The following is a 19,479-nucleotide window of genomic DNA, read 5'->3' as shown; positions in this document are numbered from 1 at the left end:
TTCAGGTTCGGGCGGGCAGTACGCAACCGAGTCTCAGCAACGCGGCGCGGACGGCCGGCAGGTCGCCGGGGGCCACCATGAGATGCCTTGGGCCGATCCGGGAGCACAGCGCGCCCGCCCTGCGGTCCTTCGCGATCATCACGGCCTGCGCCTCGTCCACGCACTCCAGCAGGTGGCACGTACCCAGATCCCGTACCTTCTCGGCGCGGGAGGCGGCGTCGGCCAGCAAAGCCGTGACGGTCTGCGGCAGTTCCTCTCCTGTGCTGGTCTCGGCGAGGAAGCGGCGCAGCTCCTCCAGACCTCGGCCCGCGTGGAGGGCCTTCAGCAGGGAGGCGGTAGACAGCGTCCAGACACGGTCGGTGGACCGGGTTGCGAACGCGTCGAGCAGCAGCGCCTCGGCGGGGGCCAGGCCGTCGAGTGCCACAATGTCAAAGTTCGGCAGAACCCTGACCGGGCTCCGCGCCCCGGCGGCGGGCTCCGGGCCCGGTCGGTAGGCGTCGGTGCGCCCCGTCGCGTACGCCCCGAGCGGGTTCAACCGGATGGCGAGCAGCCCGTCGTAGCGGCTGAGCCACTGAAGCCAGTCGGCACCCCACATGTGGCGGAAGTCGTCCCGGGCGCCGTCCGGGTCGATGTACTGGACGTCGACGAGGCCGAGGGTGGCCGAGTACTCGAACAGCACACACAGGGTGTAGCGGCCCTGCAGCACCGGCCAGTCGTGGTGTCCGTCGTAGCCGAGGCTGCCGTACTGCGCGTCCTCCAGGTACAGCTTCCACAGCGCCCGCTCGGAACGGACCAGGTACGGGTCATGCCCTGCGGTACGCATCGCCTTGAACAGCTCGTCCACCGCCATCCATTCCCCTGGCGTGCAGCACTCGGCGAGCGCCGCACCCACCGCCTTGCGGCGCGGGCCGGCCGCGCTGAGGACGTTCGCCGCGCGCTGCCCCTTGACTGCCTCGATGCGGCTGAACTCGTCCAGTACCCCGTGGCTCAGCCAGCGCCGCCACAGGTGCCGGATCGTCTCGTGGGCGGGCGCGGCCAGCGCCTTGCGGCCCCGCGCGGTCAACTCCAGCCGACCGCCCGATAGTTCGGCAAGACCGCCAGCCTGGAGCAGCAGCGGCCAGGCGAATGCCCTGACCGCCTCGCCCTCGTAGAAGTCACTGCCGGTGAGGACCTCGCTCAGTGCGCGGAGGGTGGCGGCGGAGGGGCGCTTCGTCTTGTCGCCGCACCGCAGCCTGCCCGCGGCAACCAGCTGCAGCACGGCCGCGAGCTCCGTTCTTGCATCATGCTCCATCGCCCGCTCGGTCCACACCGCCACAGCCCGCTCCTCCCCGCCACGGCTCGCCTCGGCTCACCCTATGACGTTTGATTGCTGCCTCCGGTCGGCTCCGCTGCCGTGGCCCATCCGCGTCCGAGCCCACCCGCGGCGGCGATAGGGTCCGCCGTGTGAGCGAGTACCAGTACTACGAGTTCCAGGCCCTCGACCGGCCGCTCAGCCGCGAGGAACAGGAGCAGCTGAGGGCCATCTCCACCCGAGCCCGGATCACCGCCACCAGCTTCACCAACACCTACAACTGGGGCGACCTGAGCGCCAATCCGCGCAAAATGGTCGAGCGCTACTTCGACGCCCACCTGTACGTGACCAATTGGGGCACCCACCGGTTGATGCTCCGCCTGCCCAAGCAGACCTTGGCCCTGCCGGCGGTGCGGCCGTACTGTCTCGACCACCACATCGAGGCCTGGACCATCCACACCCACCTCCTGCTCGACCTGACCAGCGAGGACGAGGGCGGCGACTGGATCGAGGGCGCCGACGACTCGCTGTCCGCCCTCATCGGCGTACGCGACGAACTCACCACCGGCGACCTGCGCCCCCTCTATCTGGCCTGGCTCTCAGCGCTCGCCGCCTGGGAACTCGAAGACGACGACGAAGAGGAGTACCGGACCTGTCCCGAACCGCCCGTCCCGGCCGGGCTCGGCGAACTGACCGCCCCGCAGCGGGCGCTCGCGGATTTCCTGCGCGTGGACGACGACCTGCTGGCAGTCGCGGCCCAGGCCAGTCCCGCCGCATCCAAGAAGCTGACCAGGCCTGCGAAGAAGGAACTCGCCCCGCTGATCGCCGCGATGCCCCAGAAGGAGAAGGACGCTCTGCTGCTGCGGCTCGCCCTCGGCCCGGAACCTGGGCTGCACACCGAACTCCTGCATCGCCTGCGCGGCGCCGACGCCCCCACCACGGTCCCCGGGCGCCGGTCCGCCGCCCACCTCCTGGACGCCGCCCACACCCTGCGCACCGAACGCCGACAGCGCGCCGAACACGAACGGGCCACCGCCCGCTCCCGGCATCTGACCGCTCTCGCAGGCGAGGCCGAATCCGTCTGGCAGCAGATCGAGGCGCACATCGCCACCAAGAAGACCAGCTGCTACGACCAGGCCGTCAGCCTCCTCGCGGAACTGCGCGACGCCTACGCCCACGCCCGACAGCACACCGACTTCCACCAGCGCCTGGCCCGCCTGCGCGAGGACTACCAGCGCCGCCCCGGCCTCATCCACCGCCTCGACCGCCACGGCCTCCGATAGGCCGCCTCGTCCCGGCACCGATCGAGCCGCGTTGCGCCCTCCCCACCTCAGTGAGGCAACGTGAGCGCCTGAACGTGCACCGCCCCATGGAGCGCTGAGACTCCACGACGATCTCCTTCCTCCGGTTCGCAGAACCCCGGCCGCGAAGGAGTGAGGGTGCTGTGGAAGTCGTAGTCGCGGCTGTCGTACCAGCTGGGCACTGCCCGGCACTGCTTCCATTTGCTGACGCACCGTTCTGCGGTACTGCCCCGGTGGTAAGGCGTCTCGGTTCATCCTGCCTCCCTGTCCGGGCATGTCCACGGTAAGGCCGGGCACGACGGCTGTGGGGAGGCGCCCATGACAGCGTCGCACCAGACGGTCGGGCACACCCATGATCCCGCTGCAGCCCAGGCTCTCGTAGCGGACTGGGCCCGCAGCTGGACTCCCTGCTCCTCCCCTGCTGGCATGTCGCCCGCCAGTGGTACGCGGTTTGCGTTCTACGGCCGGGCGTCGACCGAGGATCATCAGGACCCGGACACGTCACGGGCCTGGCAAGTGTTGCGCGCCCAGGCTTTGGTGTCCGGACACGGACGGATCGTCGCGGAGTTCTTCGACACCGGGCGCAGCCGCACCATCCCCTGGGCGCGCCGACCTGAGGCGGCGGCCCTGCTCGCCGCGATGGCCGACCCCGACCGGGACTTCGACGCAATCGTCATCGGCTCCAGTGAACGCGCCTTCTACGGCAACCCGTTCGCGACCATGGCCCCGCTTTTCGACCACTACGACATCGAGGTGTGGGTGCCGGAACTGGGCGGGGCCGTGGATCCGCAGACCGCAGGGCAGGAAGAGCTGATGATCCTGCTCGGCATCCTGTCCAAACGGGAGATCGCCCGCGCCCGGATCCGCACCCGCGCCGCGATGACCGTGCAGACCCGCGATCAAGGCCGATATCTCGGCGGCCGACCACCCTCGGCTACCGTCTGGTCGATGCAGGCCCGCACCCCAACCGGGCCCTCGCCCGTCGTGGCGTACGCCTGCAGCGTCTGGACACCGACCCCGAGTGCGGGCCGATCGTGTCCTGGATCTTCGCCCAGCGCCTGGACGGACACAGCGTCGCGCGCATCACCCGCGCCCTGAACGACGCCGGTGTCCCCTGTCCGGCAGCCGCCGACCCCGTCCGGAACCCGCACCGGGAAGGGCAGCGCTGGGTGCTGAACACGGTCCGGGCGATCCTCGCCAATCCGCGCTACACCGGCCGTCAGGTCTGGAACCGCCAGCGCACCGACCACGACCTCCTCGACCCCGCCAACACCACACTCGGCCACCGCGACGTCATGCGCTGGAACACCGCCACTGACTGGATCATCTCCGCCCGGCCCGGACACCCAGCACTGGTCAGCGAGGCCGACTTCATCACCGTCCAGAACCTCCGCCCCCACCGGGAAACCGTCCCTGGACGTGCCTACCTACTGGCAGGGCTGCTCTGCTGCGGTGTCTGCGGCCGGCGCATGGAGTCCCACTGGACTCACCACCGTCCTGGCTACCGGTGCCGCCACGGCCACACCAGCGCTACCCGGCCCGACCCCGGTCGCACTCCCAACGCCTACCTGCGCGAAGACCAGGTACTGCCGCACCTACCGGCCCTGCATCTCCGCCTCACCAGCCGCCTGGATCCTCCGGGGTCAGTACCCGTGAGCCGTGACCCGGCGCCACCGACACCGGCCCAGGCAATCGCCCACCTGCGCAGCGAGGAGATCACCCTGACCTACGACCCCGCGACCAGAACCCTGACCGCGGACACGCCCCAGGCAGAAAGGATCACCATCAGCTGACCGATGCCCACCGAACCGCCGACGAAGGGGAGAAGCCAGGCCGAAGACCCCGCAACGACGAACACCCGCCCCGGCCGGGAGCCGGAAGCGGGTGCCGATCTCCCCTACCCAAGAACAGGGCGCCGTGGGGTAACTCTGCTCTGTGTCCGAGGGAGGATTCGACCACTAACGATACGGTCCTGGTCGCGCGAGGGCGGCTCTGGCTACAAGGTCTACTGAAAGGCCCCGCTCCCATCTTGTGAGACCTGGACCTGACGCACTCGCCAGTCAGCGACGAGTTGGACGGCCGCGGAGAACAGGCTTGATGAGCCTGGACCCGACCGGGAAGGGCCGCAACAGGTGGCTCTTTATCCCCGGGCCGCTCGCGACGCGGAGCTGACCGAGCACCTCACCGCCGTCCACGAGCACTTCCGCGGCGCCTACGGCGCCCCGCGCAACCACGCCGCCCTCGAGCGCGAAGGCTAGCCTACGGCCCAAGAGCGCCGCCCGTCTGATGCGGGCCGCCGGGCTCGCCGACCGGTACCGCCGACAACGACACCACACCACGATCCCTGATCCGCACACGCCAGGCTCCCCGACCCAGGCCTGCGCGACCTGGCCGCCAACGCGCTGCGGATGCCGCCGACCAGCCCCGCAGGTTCGGTGATCTTCCATTGTGGCCGCGACTGGCCAGCCAGTACACCAGCCGGAAATCCCAGTAACTCCCGTAGCAATACGGGCAGTTGGGGTCATTCCCCGGGTGTCTCCCTTGTGCAGGCAAAAATTCACGGCTTAACTTTTGGTGTGTATTGACGGCCCGGCGGGCGGCGCCTACCGTCCGATCGACATCGCGCCCCGCACGCGACCGAGGAGACACGCGTGACCAACGTTCTCGCCGTGCTCGTCCGAGCCCGCCGTCACCGCAGACGCACAGCCGCCCTCACGACCGCCCTCCTGCTGCCGGCCGCCGCCGGCATCGCGCTGGCCTCCGCACCGAGTGCCACCGCCGCGACCATCCCCACCACCCCCACCACCGTCGTCAACGCAGGCAGCGGCAAGTGCGTTGACGCGCGTGGCGCGGCCACCGGCAACGGCACCGCCGTGCAGCAGTCCACCTGCAACGGCACTGGCGCCCAGTCCTGGCAGTTCACCGCGACCGACAGCGGCTACTACCGGATCGGCGTGGCCTCCGCGCCGAATCAGGTCTGGGACGAGACCGACGTCTCCACCGCCGACGGCGCGCTGACCCAGCTGTGGCTCTACGGCGGCGGCGCCAACCAGCAGTGGCTGCCGGTCGCCGAGGCCTCCGGCACGTACCACTTCGTCAACCGCAACAGCGGCAAGTGCCTCGATGTGCCGTCGGCATCCACCGCCGACAGCGTCCAGTTGCAGCAGTACACCTGCAACGGCACCGGCGCCCAGTCCTTCACCCTCTCCAGCGGCATCACCCCGCCGCCCAACACCCCGGACTTCGGCCCCAACGTGACGGTATTCGATCCGTCGATGCCGATGTCCACCATCCAGTCGACAATCAACTCGGTCTACAGCACCCAGCAGACCAACGAGTTCGGCACCCAGCGCAACGCCCTGCTGTTCACCCCGGGCACGTACAACGTCGACATCCCCGTCGGCTACTACACCCAGGTCTCCGGGCTGGGCCTGTCACCGGACCAGGTGTCGATCACCGGCGGCGGCGTACACGTCGAGGGTCACACCAGCGACGGCAACGCCACCCAGAACTTCTGGCGCGACGTCGAGAACATGTCGGTGAGCCCCGGTTCGGGCAGCACCATGTGGGCCGTCTCGCAGGCCGACCCGTTCCGGCGGATGGACGTGCACGGCAGCATGAAGCTGTGGGACGACACCCACGGCACCAGCACCAACTGGTCCAGCGGCGGCTACATCGGAAACTCCCGGATCTCCGGTCAGATCAACTCCGGAACCCAACAGCAGTTCCTCACCCAGGACACCGCCATGGACGGCGGATGGACCGGGCACAACTGGAACATGGTCTTCGTCGGCGACACCGGCGCCCCGGCGACCAGCTTCCCCAATCCGCAGTACACCACTGTCGCTCAGAGCCCGGTGATGCGCGAGAAGCCGTTCATCTACGTCGACGGCTCGGGCAATTGGCAGGTGTTCGTTCCGTCGGTGCGCACCAATGTGCAAGGCCCTGACTGGGTCAACGGCGCCGCTCCGGGCACCTCGCTGCCGATCAGCCAGTTCTACATCGTCAAGCCCGGTGACACCGCCACGACGATCAACAATGCGCTCGCCGGGGGCCGGAACCTGATCGTCACCCCGGGCGTGTACCACCTGTCCGCCCCGCTGAACATCACCCGCCCCGACACGGTGGTCCTAGGACTGGGTCTGGCCACCCTCGTGCCAGACAACGGCGTCACCGCGATCACCACCGCCGACGTGGACGGCATCGACATCGCCGGGCTGCTGATCAGCGCGAACACCACCAACTCCAACATCCTGGTCCAGGTTGGCCCGGCCGGCTCGACCGCCAGTCACACCGCCGACCCGATCGTGCTGCACGACGTGTTCTTCCGCATCGGCGGCGACATCGCGGGCAAGGCCACCCAGACACTGGTGATCAACAGCAACGACGTCATCGGCGACGACCTGTGGCTGTGGCGGGCGGACCACACCAACGGCGTCGGCTGGACGACCAACCCGGCCGTCAACGGACTGATCGTCAACGGCAACAACGTCACCATGTACGGTCTGGCGGTCGAGCACTACCAGAAGTACCAGACCACCTGGAACGGCAACGGCGGCCGCACGTACTTCTATCAGAGCGAGACCCCCTACGACGTGCCCGACCAGTCCAGTTGGACCACCAGTGGAGGTGACCTCGGCTACGCCTCGTACAAGGTCGCCAACTCGGTCACCTCCCACGAAGCATGGGGTGTGGGTGTCTACGCCTACCTCCGCGACAACCCCTCCGTGGTACTTGGCCATGCCATCGAGGTGCCCACCACGTCCACGGTGAAGTTCCACAGCATGGTCACCACGGTCCTGGGCGGCGCCGGAACCATCAACCACATCATCGACAACGCCGGCAACCAGGTCACCGCCAGTAGCAACGTGGCCTACCTGGTCAGCTACCCGTAGTCCGGCGCAAACACGACCGCACGCAGGAGCGGGGCCGGCCGACCCAGAGGCGTTTCACGTCGGCCGACCCCTGTCCCGCGCGAAAATCTCTGTTCGAGACGTTGACCAGGCCGTTTGTCCGGACAAGTCAGGCTGCTTGCTGGTACTCGTCGATGAGGCCACCGAGTAGTCGGGTGCGGCGGACGCGGCCTTCCCATGGGACAACGGTTGCTGTCGGGCCGCCCTCTTCGGCCACCGTGACAAGGATGCCGAGATCCTGGCGCTGCGCCACCAACTGGCCGTGCTACAGCGGCAGATCGACAATCCGAAGCTCTGTGGGTGCCGATAATTCATCCGCACAGGTCAGCGCACTGACGGACAGCTCAATCGGGCGCCGCACCGAGGCCAAATCGAACGCGTTCAAGCGTGCAGTCGTTATGTGTTGAACATGTTCAGATCCCATCCGCTCAGCGGAAGGTCATAAGGTCGCTGACCTGCGCGGACGTAATTATCGGCGCCCACAGGGTCGACCGGCACGGCAAACCTCCCGTCCCCGGGAGCCAACCCGGACCCCCTCACCTTCACCACGACTGCGCATCGGTCGGACAGCATGAGAAAGCTTCAAGAATCCCGAACCTACGTCACCCGGCGGCAAGACACCTGTAGGAGGAAGAACCCCCTGGCCACAACAGCAGATACTCAACCGGGTTCCGGAGAACTCACGGGATGTCGCGCACACGGTCGGGTCGGTGCAGCAGGTGCTGCCCTGTTGTGGACGCTCACCGAGCAGGAGAAGCTCGCTCTCGTCACGCTCGGCCGGGGAAACCTGCTGCACGAGCCGCCCGCGATCCATCACGTTTCAGCAGACGGCCGCCCAACTCGCCGAACTGCAGCCGGAGGCCGGCTGGACGGCCAAGCGCGTCGAGCACAGGGTCGCCGCGGTACGCATACGCCTGTCGCGCGACAGGGTGCCGTGGCTGACCCGCGAGGAAGTCGGCAAACCGGTCGGCAACACGCTCAACGACTACTGATCCGCACACTGATGGAGTCGACCGCCACCGAACCGATGGACCTGCCCCTGCTCGACGCGGCATGACCCCGGGGCCTTCCTCCGGCGCCGTTGGCCGTGGCAGCCGTGCCGCGGTTCAGGAGGACTTGAGCGAGAACGGTCCGGCCACGGCCGCAAATCCGGAGCACGGAAGCGGGGAGGACTGGCACGCGTGCAACGACCCCGCCGAACTGCGCATCCGGCTCGATGTGGCGCTCGAGGAGAACGCCGAACTGCACGCGCCGCACTCGCCGAGATACGCACCGAGAACCTGCGCCTGCGCACCCGGCTGAGTATGCCCGCCGCCGACAGTACACCGGGGCTGCTCCCGGTCCCCGAACCTCCCACACCCGCCCTCGTACAGGACGGCCACGCCCTGCCGTACGCGGACGCGGCTTCCGGCACGGCAGCGAAGATCGCACTGTTCCGGGGCGGGATGCACCGGGGACCCCGGCTCCGGCCGGGCGTGACCTTTCCGCCCAGGTCCCCGCCTTGATCATCGAGCTCCAGCTGTGCCCAACGCCTTCACCTGCATAGGTAACCGGCGGCATCATGATCTATCGTGCTACTGCGCCTGGCCTACCTTGCCGCGACCGACACCTTCGCGTTCCTGCGCCTGCTGCCGATGAGCGATAGAGACAAGGACATCGAGATCCTCACGCTCCGGCACCAACTGCTGGTCCTGCAGCGTCAGGTCGGCAAGCCCGCCTTCATGGACACCGACCGCGCGATCCTCGCCGGCCTGCTCCATCACCTCCCGATGGACAAGCTGCGCCAGCTCCCGCTGCTGGTACACCCGGACACGATCCTGCGGTGGCACCGCAACCTGCTCAAGCAACGCCACGCTGCCACCTGCGTGCCGAAGCGTCGCGGACGCCCACCCACCGTCCGCTCGATCCGAGCCCTGGCCTCGCCCGAGAGAACAGTTCTTGGGGGTATCGACGCATCCACGGTGAACTCGCGGCGCTCGGCATCAAGGTCGCCGCCTCCGCCGTATGGGAAATCCTCAAGGAGCACGGCATCCCACCCGCCCCGGAACGTGAGGGCACGACCTGGGCTGACTTCCTGCGCAGTCAGGCCAAAGCACTACTCGCCTGAGATCTCTTCGAGACGCGCATCCTGACCGGGGCGCGCCTCTACGTCTTCGCCGTCATCAAGCACTCCACCCGGCGCATCCGGGTCCTCGGCGCTACCGCACACCCCACCGCAGACTGGATCGTGCTTCTCGGACGCAATCTCCTCATGGACCTGGAGGACGCGGGCAGCAAGGCCAGGTTCTTGATCCGCGACCGCGACGCGAAGTTCACCGCCGCCTTCGACGCCCTACTGGCCGACGCCGGCCTGAAGGTCGTCACCACCGGCATCCAGATACCGCGGATGAACTCCCTCATGGAGCGCTGGATACAGACCTGTAGGCGTGAGCTCCTGGACCGCACCTTGATCTAGAACTATAGCCACCTCCTCCACGCGCTCCGTGAGTTCGAGACCTTCTACAACAGGCATCGACCACACCGAGCCCTCGCTCAAGCCGCTCCGCTCCGACCACTCCCCCAACCGATCAACGAACCAGCACAGATCAGACGTCTGAAAAACCGTCGACGAGACCGACTCGGCGGAACCCTTCACGAGTACCAACATGCCGCGTGACCAAGCCGGATGATGTATCGGCACCTGCAATCCCCAAGGACGCCACGCTGAAGGAACGGATGGCCCGCAAACTGCGGACCAAACCCGGCAAGGCCGCCTACAGCCGCCGAAAAGCCATCGTCGAACCCGTCTTCGGACAGATCATGACCTGCCACAACGGCCGCCAGCTCCTCCTGCGCGGCGAGGACGGCGCCCGGGGCGAGTGGCGACTGCTGGCCGCCTGCCACAACCTCCGCAAGATCTTCCGACACGCCGGAACCGCCGGACTGGCTACCGTGGCAGGCTGACCAGCCGGGCCACCCGCCCCCCTCACGGCCCCGCCAGGCCCCACACCCGACGGCCAGGACCGTAATCACAGCCACGCAGGTGTCAACGGACGACCACGACCGATCCCATCGACCACGGCCAACTGGCCGCTCACTCGTTACCGACCCACGCTCCTAGTCCACTCGTGCAGAGCCAGGAGGGCGGGCGGGGTCCCGCCCTCCTGGCCTGCGTGGTCACTCGGCCGGGACCGGCTCCGCCCTTCCCGGCGTCACGGTGCCGCGGACACCCGGACCGGGGACGACCACGCCGAGCTTCCGAGTGCGTTTGTCGCTCGGACCTGCACGTACCAGACCTGGCGAGCTAGTTTGCCCGTCCTGTGGAGCCGGGGCCCGGCGGGAATCCCCGGCGACGTCCCGGCCAACGTGGTGAACGTGCTGGTGTCACTCCACCTGACGGCATAGCCGGACTCGCCCGAGACATCACCCCAGGTCACTTGGATACTTTCCTTGCCGCCGACCCGGGCCTGCCGGCACCGGCGGGGCCGACACCATGACCGTGACGGGAGGCGTCGTGCCGCGGCCGGCGATGTTCAGCGCCGAGACGCGGTACTGGTAGGTGGATCCCAGTGCGACGGTGCTGTCCACGAACGTGACCGGTCCGGTCTTGCTGCGGGCCGGGGCCGTGCCGACCTGGCTGAACGTCGCGCCGTTGTCCGTGGACCGCTCGACGACGAACCCGGACTCGTTGGTCGCGTTGTCGCGCCAGGTGAGGCTGACCTTCGGCCCGGTCTGCAACGCGGCGGTCAGGCCGGTCGGGGACTGCGGGGCGTTGACGCCGAACGGGTCCGACACCGACTTCGCCGTCATGCTCGGGAACTCGCTGCCGTATCCGACCGTGTTGAGCGCGACCACCCGGTAGAGGTACGGCGTCGTCACCGATGCCGTCGGGTCGTCGAAGGAGCGGGCCTCATGGACGTTCGGCTTGTTCAGTGGCGAGGCGACCGTGCCGACGTCGGCCCAAGTGGTTCCGTCACTCGACCGCTGGACGACGAAGGAAGTCTCGTTGATCGAGTTGTCCTGCCACGCCAGCCGGATCCGGGCGTTATTGCCCGTGCCCACGACGGAGGAAGAAAGGCCGGTCGCCTTCGCAGGCGGCAGCACCAGCGATTCGGGGCGCATCATGTCCATCTCCTCGTGGCTGAGGATGTGGCAGTGGATGACGTACTCCCAGCCGAAGTTCACCAGCTTGTTGGTGATGGCCGCCGTCGGGTTGCCCTGCGGATCGACGCTGTTGAACATCGACGTGTCGCCGAGTGGCATCGCCGGGTTGAGTGGCCTGATGGAGTTCGGCACCTCGAACGGTACCGTCGGCACGACCGGCCGCAGCGCGACGATCGTGTCCTCCAATGGGCTCATCCGCACCGTGTCCTTCCACCCCAGCTCGTTGGCGTCCGGCGGGACGATGATGTTGTCCCAGGTCACCCGGTTGAGGACTTGGACGTCGTACAGATGGAAGTGGATCGGATGCGTGTCCACCCCGTTGTGGGTGAACCGCCAGATCTGCGTCCCGTCCGCGTTGGTTCTTATCGGCGTCACCTTCGTGTCGCCCTTGGGCAGGTCGGTGCCGTCGATCAGTTCGGTCTGCGGGTTGACGTACGGGTACAACGTCACGTTCTGGGCACCCGGTGACGGTGGCTGCGCCTCGATGCCGAGGTTGGCTTCCATCCGGCCGAAGTCGTCGAACGCGGTCGCGTTCATCTCGTCGTGGATGGCCTTCGGCTGCAACGGCATCGCCATCTTGCTGGTCGGTGACCTGAGCGTGTTGAAGCCGAACGCCGACGTGTCGTTCACGCGGACCAGGCCGTCACAGGTGTTCACGGACGTGTTCTTGACGTTGCAGTTGCTGCTGGCGGCAAAGCTCGTGCCATACGCCGAGTTGTAGGCTGCCTGCCCGACGATCGTCGGGTTCTGCCCGGACTCGAAGACGCCCGAGCCGTCCGCGTGGTGCTTGAAGGCGGCCCGCAGTTTCGCCAGGTCGAACGCCGGAGCCGGCGTCGTGTCCGCGATGGTCACCTGCATCACGGTGCGGGTGTTAGGCCCGTACCCCGGCAGGATCTTCGGTGCGCCGACCGGGCTGAGGTCGGGTGCGCCTGTGTAGTAGTCGTACGACGAGACGCGTGCCGGGTAGGCCGCGGGTGCGTCGTTGTACAGGATGAGGGTCTTTCCGGCGAACTTCGAGAAGTCCACCAGTACGTCCGCCCGTTCGGCCGGCGCGAGAGCCAGCGAGTGCTTGTCCACGTTTCCGACGTCGAAGCGCGTCGGGTCGGTAATCCAGGTCGTCGGCTGCTGACCGTCGATCACGGCCGGAGCCGGCAGGAAACCACCTTCGTTGGCGATCTGGATCCAGTCCGGCCCGGCGGCGTCGTTGTTCGCGTCCACCGGGGTGGGCGACACGTTCGGGTCGGTCTGCGCGGCCTCCAGCTCGTTCGGCTTCAGCGCCACCTCGGTCGTGCCGTCGCCCTGTTTCGGGTCGGCGGTGTACCACTGGAAGTTGAAGAACCGGTCGTTCGCGGCGTTGAGCAGCCGCATCCGGTAGGTCTTCGGCTGAAGCGTCGCCTTCGGGTAGGCGACCCCGTTGACGATGGGCGTGTCATTGAACTGCTCCATGCCCATCGAGATGTTCGGCGTGCCGGGGATCTGCTCCGGCTCGCAGTACGGGTCGGTCTGGTACTGCCAGGTCGACGGGTCGTCCAGCTTGCACTTCGGGTCGTAGTAAGGGTTAGCTATGGGCCCGTACTTGGCGTCGCCGGCCGGCGGCCAGAACCACGGCCCGTACATCCAGCGCCCGTACGCGCTCATGCCCGACGGGTCGCCCGGGTTCTGCGCGGGCATGTAGACGTGGTGGTACCAGAAGCTGCCCTTGGTGCCCCAGCGCTTGGTGTCCCAGGTCGGGTCCTGACCGTAGGAGACGACCTTGCCGTCGGCGTCCTTCTGCCCCTTGAGCTGTGCGTCGTCCGGGACGAACGTGCGGTCCTGGACGAGCAGCGGGAGGGTGTCGGCCGCGTCGGGGATGGTGCCGCTCTTGACGAGCGCCTTCTCGGTGTCGTCGGTGATGGTGTAGCCCGCGGCCTCGCCGGCGTACACGTTCAGCCGGGTGATGCCGTAGGAGTGGTCGTGGTAGAACATCAGCCGCGCGCTCTGCTGGTTGGTGTAGTAGAACGTCGAGCAGCCGTCGTCCTTCGCGGCGCAGAGCGTCGCCCCATTACTGTCCACCATGTCCGGCACGTTCTGCACGGCGACCCCCTCCGGCCAGTCCGTGGTCTCGCCGGCCGGGGTGATCCACTGGTGGGGGGTGCCGTCGCTGATCCACGGCGTGATGCCCCCGTGCAGGTGCAGCGTGGCCCGGTTCTGCGTGAAGCAGCCGGTCCTGGCGTTCGTGCACGTCGGATTGCGCACCTCGTCCATGACGGTGCCGTCGTTCTTCGGTGTGGGCATCGCCATCGGGCCCATGCCGGAGCCCATGCCGGTGCTGTCGACCGGCAGGAACAGGTCACCGTCGGCGCCCTTCGGCAGCAGGTTGCGGAACACGATCCGCACCGGCCGGTCCTTGGTCGCGGCGATGAGGGGACCCATCCATTGCGGCGAGGTCACACCCGTGTACGGCAGCGGTTGCCTGGTGCCGTCCATCAGCTCGTTGTAGAGCGGGACCTTCCGTCCGGGCACCGCGTCCGTCGACAGCTGGACGTAGCCGCGCACCAGGGTCGGCGGCAGGTCCGAGGAGAACCGGTTGAGGTACTGCACGAGACCGATGACGTATTCGTCGGCCGGCTTGGCGCTGGTGGTGACGGGCTCCGGCACACCCATGGGGATGAACTTCTCCGACGGCTTCGTCGACGGCGCCTGCAGCTGGGGGACGTCGGGACAACCCGTGCCGTCCGCACCGGGGTCGCAGGTGACCGGCAGCTCGTCCTGGAACTTCTTCATCCCGGCCGTGAGGTAACCGGCCCCCGGGTCAGTAACCTTGATGGCAAGGATGGCACCGACGTCCGTCACCGCGTTCGCCGTTGCCCCGGCGCCCTGCTTGCCCGTCGGGTCGGTGATCATGACGTCGGGCGTTGCGGTGTAGCCGGAGCCGACCTTGTCCACGGTCAGCGCCACCAGCTTCAGGCTGCTGGAGGCCTTCGCCTCCGTCGCGCCGAGGATCGGGTCGGCCAGCGTGCCGTTGTGGATCGCGACGCCGGGTGCGCTGCTGTAGCCGCTGCCGGGATCGTCGACGGTCACCTTGGTGATGCTGCCGTCGGCAGCCAGATCGGCCGGCTCGACGTGGCCCTTGGCCACGGTGCCGTTCGGGTCGTCGGGAAGGTCGAAGTCCACCGTCGGCATGGTGTAGCCCGACCCGCCCTCGTTGATCGTCACGGCGTCCACCCCACCTGAGGCCGTTGCGGCGGCACCGCTCCCGCCGCCGCCGCTGATGTCCACCGCGAAGCCGCCGTAGCCACTGCCGCCCGCGCCGACCTTGAGGCCGACCACACCCCCGCTCGACTGGACGGTGGCCTCCGCGGTCGCCGGTGTGGTGCCACCGTCGATGGTGACCGTCGTCGAGCTGGCGACGTAGTCGTGGCCCGGGGCGGTCACGTCGATGCTCGCGATGCCGCCGGTCTGCGGGTCCACGGTAGCCGTCGCCTCGGCACCGGTCCCGGCGCCCGTGGTGGACGTGATGTTCACACGGGCCTTCGACACGGTCAGCGGGCTGTTGGCCCAGTTCGGCGACGGGCCGAAGTAGTGCGGGACCTTCGTCTCGTCCGTCGGGCTGCTCGGCCCATCGGCGGCAGCCGCCGCCTGCGCCTGCTGGACCTGCGACGGTGGCAGACACATCAACATCGCCACCGCCGCCCCGGCGATGATCAGCGCGACGGTGAGCCGTGCCCACGCCCCAAGCGTGGATCTCTTCGCGCGTTGGATGAACACGCCTTTCCCCCTCCTTTTGGTGACCCGCCGCGGCCTCCCCAGTGCCGCGCCCCGCGGGTCTGCGCGACAACTGTGCGGCGGGACGCCGCGCGCGGGGCGAAGATGACGCGCCTCTCATCCAGCTGTCATGACGGGATGTCGAGAGGCGGGCCCGTGGGGGACGCCGGTGCACTGGACCCACCATTACAGTGTGCGCATGCCAACCTACTCAACGTGATATCAATCGCCTTCGGCGGGCATCAAACCGGGTCGAATCACGACACTATCCGAGATCGGCTGCGCAACCCCGGGTGCGGCATTTACAAAGGTCCGGGGACAGCCGCAGATGACAGCCCAGGGGGACTGTCGAGTGCGGTGCAGGGGAGGTAGTAGCCACCATGGCACAACTGTTGGTCGTCGAGGATGAGGCACGGTTGCGTGCCTACCTCACGCGCACGCTGGAGGCGGACGGTCACGTCGTCGACGGCACGGGGTCCGGCCCGGCCGCCGTACGGCGCCTGCAAGACGGCGAGTTCGACCTGGTCGTGCTCGACCTCATGCTGCCGGGGTTCGACGGTTTCGAGGTGATGCGGCGCGCCTTCGAACTGCGATCCGACCAGCGGGTCCTCGTCCTGTCCGCCGTGATGGACGTCGCCACACGGGTCCGTTGCCTGCGGATCGGGGCCGTCGACTTCCTTGGCAAGCCCTTCGCGACTGCGGAGCTCGTGGAGCGTGTTCGCACCAGGCTCCGTACGCCCTCCACCGGCATGTCCCAGCGGTGGCTGCACGTCGGGGAGGTCACCCTCGATCTCGAACGGCAGACGCTCAGCCTGGACGGGAGGGACGTGCCCCTGTCGCACCGGGAGTTCATGCTGCTCGGCCACCTCATGCGGCGAGCCGGGGAAGTGTGCAGCCGACGTGAAATCCTCACGAGTGTCTGGGGATATGCCGACGACCTCGGGAGCAACGTGGTCGATGTGACGGTCCGCCGGATCCGCGGCAAGGTGCCCCAGCCGGTCATCGAGACGGTGCGCAATGTCGGGTACGCGTTCCGTGCCGGCTGAGCGCCGGCGGCTCGTCTTCGCCGGCTGGACGCTGTTCGCCGCGTGCAGCCAGCTGCTGATCTTCGTCGTGCCCGACCTCGAGACCGTGGCGTTCCACTTGGTGTGGATCAGCATGTCCCTCGTCTACGGCGTCCAGAACTGGTCGGCCCGCCGCACGTCCGTCGTGCTGACCGTGGTCACCCTGGTCACGGGTATGACGCTGGGCGGGGTCGTGGCGGAGGGCTACGCATCCCGGGACGAACTCGCCGAAGTGCCGCTGATGGCGCTGGTGTTCCTCACCATGGTCTGGCACGTACGCCGGCGGGCGGCTGCCCTTGCGAAGATGCAGAGCCTCGTCGAGCGGGAGCGTCGCGCGCAGGAGGTCAAGGAGCTGTTCGTCCGCAACTGCTCGCACGAGATGCGAACGCCGATCACGGTGGCCCGCTGCTACGCCGAGATGGTCCGCAACGAGCTGCCGACCCCGGAGAGCAAGGAGGACCTCGACGTCGTCGTGGACGAGCTGGACAAACTCGGCGGCCTCGCCGGGCGTCTCCTCGTCCTGGCCGACGCCTATGAGCCCACCGAGTTCGACTGGGGGCCCGTCGACCTGGGCTCTCTCCTGCGGCGAACGGTCCAGCGGTGGCGGCCGGCCTCGGACCGTCACTGGCACCTGGACACGCCCTCCGCCCTGATCGAAGGTGACGAGTCACGGCTCGAGGCCGCCCTCGACGCCCTGGTGGAGAACGCCGTGAAGTTCACCGTGGACGGTGACGCCATCGCGCTGCGCTGTCACGCGACCCGCGACGGTGCCGTGATCGACGTGGAGGACGGGGGTATCGGTTTCGCCCGGTCGCAGGCGGACGACGGGAGCGGCGGGCCGCAGTCGTCGAGGCGCTCCGGCACCGGGCTCGGCCTGGCGATCGTGCGCGCCATCGTCGAGGGTCATGGCGGTGGCCTCACCGTGGTGTCCGAGCGGCCGAGCGGCTCGTTGCTCCGGATGGTGCTGCCGCGGCACCCACCGGCGGCCGAGCCGAGGTCGGCACCGGCCGGTCCGTCAGGGCTGCCACACCTGCCAGCGGCCCAGCCCGAGGAGTCCGCCACCGGCAGGGAGCGCCGGGCGACCGCGCGGCAGAAGCGGACTCCGGCGATCCGCCCGGACTGACGGGTGTGGCACGGGCTTGGCCCCTGCCCGAGTAGGGTCGGGGACTGTGCGGGTGCCGATACATCATCCGCCCAGGTGACGGCCTTGATCACCGATCTCTGGCTGTGCCCACCGATCGCCCCGCTCTCTTTACCTTGACCAGGGACGGGCGGCATCATGATCTGTCGTGCTGCTGCGCCTGGCCTATCTCTGCGGCTGCCGAATATTTCGTCCGGCCAGGTCAGGCGGCTCTACCTTCTTGATCGGGTTGATCGAGCCATTCGTAGGGTTGGGTCGCCCAGGGGTGCTGGGTGTGGCTATCAGGCGGCTGCCGATCCAAGGCTGAGCAAGCTTCGCCGCCCGGCACCCCACGACGACTCGGCCGCCGATTAGGAAGTGCGAATGTGTCGCTGCGTAGAGCAATGCCGGCTAGATCGTCCGTGGCATGAACAGAACGAACACGCACGTCAGGAGCACGATGAGCCGGATATGGGCGGGGATCGACATCGGCAAGGGCCACCACCACGGCCTCGCCCTGGACTCCGACGGCAAAACGCTGCTGTCGCGGCGGGTCGCCAACGACAAGCCCGAACTGCTGAAGCTGATCGGTGACGTCCTCGACCTGGCCGACGGTTGCGAGGTCACCTGGGCGATCGACATGACTGGCGAGGAACCCGCGCTGCTGCTGGCCCTGCTGGTCAACCACGGCCAAGAAGTCCTTTACATGCCCGGCCGGCTGGTGAACCGGGCTTCCGACGGCTACCGCGGCGAGGGCAAGACCGACGCCCGTGACGCCTACGTCATCGCCGACCAGGCAAGGATGCGCCGCGACCTGCGGCCCATCCGCCCCGGCGACGAAGCCGCCATCGAGCTCAAGCTGCTGACCGGACGCCGTGCCGACCTGGTCGAGGACCGCACCCGCGTCGTCAACCGCCTGCGCGGCACCTTGCTGAGCATGTTCCCGGCCCTGGAACGGGCCCTGGACGCCACCAACGCCGGTCCGCTCAGGCTGCTGACGGGCTACCAGACCCCGGCCGCGATCCGCCGCGCCGGCATTGCGCGGTTGACCAAGTGGCTGGCCAACCGCAAGGTCCGCAACGCCAGAGCACTGGCCGAGACGGCTGTCGAGGCCGCCGAACGCCAGCACACCTCCGTCCCGGGGGAGAAGACCATCGCGAAGCTGGTCCACACCCTGGCCGAGGAGGTGATGGCCCTCAACGAGCAGATCTCCGAGTTGGACAAGCTCATCGAGGGCCGGTTTCGCGAGCCCGAGCTCGCCGACATCCTCCTGAGCGTGCCGGGCATCGGCGCGACCCTCGGTGCGGAGTTCCTGGCCGCCGTCGGCGGCGCCCTGGACGAGTTCGATTCCCCGGACGCCCTGGCGTCCTTCGCCGGCGTCGCCCCCGCACCACGCGACTCGGGCAAGGTCAGCGGCAACCTCCACCGACCGATCGCCTACCACCGAAGACTCCAGCGCGTCTTCTACACCTCCGCGCTGGTCAGCGTCCGCTACGACCCCAACTCGCGGAAGTTCTACGACCGCAAACGCGCCGAGGACAAGAAGCACGTCCAGGCCGTGCTCGCCCTCGCCCGCCGACGCGTCAACGTCATCTGGGCGCTGATCCGTGATCGACGGTGCTACGAAGTCACACCGCCAGCGACTACAGCCGCTTGACAACATTCATTAGGAAGCGTGTTGGTATTCGTGGATCACTCCGGCGAGCCGGTCTCGGCGGCGTATGTCCAGACGGGAGATGCGCCCGGGATCGGTGATTGGTTCGGGGACAGCGCGCAGTGGTGCAGCCTGGTTCATCGCTTGATGGGGCCTTGAGGTGCCCCGAAGTTTCCGGACAGGGACCCAATAGGATCTCTACGTAAGGAAACGAGAGGCAAGACGTGGCACCACCCAGTAAGTACTCGC

The 19,479-nt window shown here is 68.1% G+C and carries 13 protein-coding genes and 2 pseudogenes; 12 read left to right on the top strand and 3 right to left on the bottom strand.

Going from position 1 to position 19,479, the window contains the following annotated elements:
* Window position 1: 1 nt before the first annotated feature.
* The gene (locus ACZ3TS_RS38495) at window positions 2–1,258 is read right to left on the bottom strand and encodes a helicase-associated domain-containing protein (RefSeq protein ID WP_467626793.1); all 1,257 of its coding nucleotides are present in this window, start codon (window positions 1,256–1,258) and stop codon (window positions 2–4) included.
* A gap of 185 nt (window positions 1,259–1,443) precedes the next feature.
* Between ACZ3TS_RS38495 and ACZ3TS_RS38490 the strand changes: the two genes are divergently transcribed.
* From ACZ3TS_RS38490 to ACZ3TS_RS38460, 7 genes are all read left to right on the top strand, one after another.
* Window positions 1,444–2,574 carry a hypothetical protein gene (locus ACZ3TS_RS38490; protein WP_467626791.1) on the top strand — a complete coding sequence of 377 codons (1,131 nt, stop codon included), beginning with the start codon at window positions 1,444–1,446 and terminating at the stop codon, window positions 2,572–2,574.
* 444 nt (window positions 2,575–3,018) lie between these two features.
* Entirely contained in the window at window positions 3,019–3,690 is a 672-nt protein-coding gene (locus ACZ3TS_RS38485) for a recombinase family protein (RefSeq protein ID WP_467626789.1), read from the top strand.
* The gene (locus ACZ3TS_RS38480) at window positions 3,627–4,385 is read left to right on the top strand and encodes a recombinase family protein (protein WP_467626786.1); all 759 of its coding nucleotides are present in this window, start codon (window positions 3,627–3,629) and stop codon (window positions 4,383–4,385) included. Before ACZ3TS_RS38485 ends, ACZ3TS_RS38480 begins: the two co-directional genes overlap by 64 nt.
* Before the next feature lie 339 nt (window positions 4,386–4,724).
* A complete protein-coding gene (locus ACZ3TS_RS38475; protein ID WP_366028720.1) occupies window positions 4,725–4,850 on the top strand; it encodes a hypothetical protein in 126 nt (41 codons plus the stop codon).
* Between the two features lie 393 nt (window positions 4,851–5,243).
* Window positions 5,244–7,487, top strand: coding sequence for an RICIN domain-containing protein (locus tag ACZ3TS_RS38470; protein ID WP_467626784.1), 2,244 nt, complete (start codon window positions 5,244–5,246; stop codon window positions 7,485–7,487).
* A gap of 728 nt (window positions 7,488–8,215) precedes the next feature.
* Window positions 8,216–8,497 carry a hypothetical protein gene (locus ACZ3TS_RS38465; protein ID WP_467626782.1) on the top strand — a complete coding sequence of 94 codons (282 nt, stop codon included), beginning with the start codon at window positions 8,216–8,218 and terminating at the stop codon, window positions 8,495–8,497.
* 124 nt (window positions 8,498–8,621) lie between these two features.
* The gene (locus ACZ3TS_RS38460; RefSeq protein ID WP_467626780.1) at window positions 8,622–8,807 is read left to right on the top strand and encodes a hypothetical protein; all 186 of its coding nucleotides are present in this window, start codon (window positions 8,622–8,624) and stop codon (window positions 8,805–8,807) included.
* 272 nt (window positions 8,808–9,079) lie between these two features.
* On the opposite strand, the gene ACZ3TS_RS38455 is transcribed toward ACZ3TS_RS38460, so the two are convergent.
* Window positions 9,080–9,358, bottom strand: coding sequence for a hypothetical protein (locus tag ACZ3TS_RS38455; RefSeq protein ID WP_467626812.1), 279 nt, complete (start codon window positions 9,356–9,358; stop codon window positions 9,080–9,082).
* Between ACZ3TS_RS38455 and ACZ3TS_RS38450 the strand changes: the two are divergent.
* Window positions 9,275–10,161: pseudogene (locus ACZ3TS_RS38450) on the top strand (integrase core domain-containing protein). The gene ACZ3TS_RS38455 and the pseudogene ACZ3TS_RS38450 sit on opposite strands and share 84 nt — an antisense overlap.
* 29 nt (window positions 10,162–10,190) lie before the next feature.
* Window positions 10,191–10,448: pseudogene (locus ACZ3TS_RS38445) on the top strand (transposase); the annotation flags it as partial.
* A gap of 459 nt (window positions 10,449–10,907) precedes the next feature.
* Here ACZ3TS_RS38445 and ACZ3TS_RS38440 read toward each other — a convergent pair.
* Entirely contained in the window at window positions 10,908–15,395 is a 4,488-nt protein-coding gene (locus ACZ3TS_RS38440) for a multicopper oxidase domain-containing protein (RefSeq protein ID WP_467626778.1), read from the bottom strand.
* A 377-nt stretch (window positions 15,396–15,772) separates the two neighbouring features.
* On the opposite strand from ACZ3TS_RS38440, the gene ACZ3TS_RS38435 reads away from it, so the two are divergent.
* The 3 genes from ACZ3TS_RS38435 (at window position 15,773) to ACZ3TS_RS38425 (ending at window position 19,233) form a co-directional block, all read left to right on the top strand.
* Window positions 15,773–16,438: a response regulator transcription factor gene (locus ACZ3TS_RS38435; protein WP_467626775.1), complete on the top strand. Its 666-nt coding sequence runs from the start codon at window positions 15,773–15,775 to the stop codon at window positions 16,436–16,438.
* Window positions 16,428–17,579, top strand: coding sequence for a sensor histidine kinase (locus ACZ3TS_RS38430; RefSeq protein ID WP_467626772.1), 1,152 nt, complete (start codon window positions 16,428–16,430; stop codon window positions 17,577–17,579). The genes ACZ3TS_RS38435 and ACZ3TS_RS38430 overlap by 11 nt, the downstream gene beginning before the upstream one ends.
* Window positions 17,580–18,036: 457 nt before the next feature.
* Window positions 18,037–19,233, top strand: coding sequence for an IS110 family RNA-guided transposase (locus ACZ3TS_RS38425; protein ID WP_467626810.1), 1,197 nt, complete (start codon window positions 18,037–18,039; stop codon window positions 19,231–19,233).
* Window positions 19,234–19,479: the final 246 nt, after the last annotated feature.

Source organism: Streptomyces sp. NPDC022910, assembly GCF_055561075.1.
The sequence above is the reverse complement of the archived record's forward strand: the minus strand, read 5'-3'. Positions and strand labels throughout refer to the sequence as shown.

Coding starts and splice junctions, on each gene's coding strand:
- ACZ3TS_RS38485 (WP_467626789.1), top strand. CDS start 3,019: ATGTCGCCCGCCAGTGGTACGCGGTTTGCGTTCTACGGCCGGGCGTCG.
- ACZ3TS_RS38435 (WP_467626775.1), top strand. CDS start 15,773: ATGGCACAACTGTTGGTCGTCGAGGATGAGGCACGGTTGCGTGCCTAC.
- ACZ3TS_RS38425 (WP_467626810.1), top strand. CDS start 18,037: ATGAGCCGGATATGGGCGGGGATCGACATCGGCAAGGGCCACCACCAC.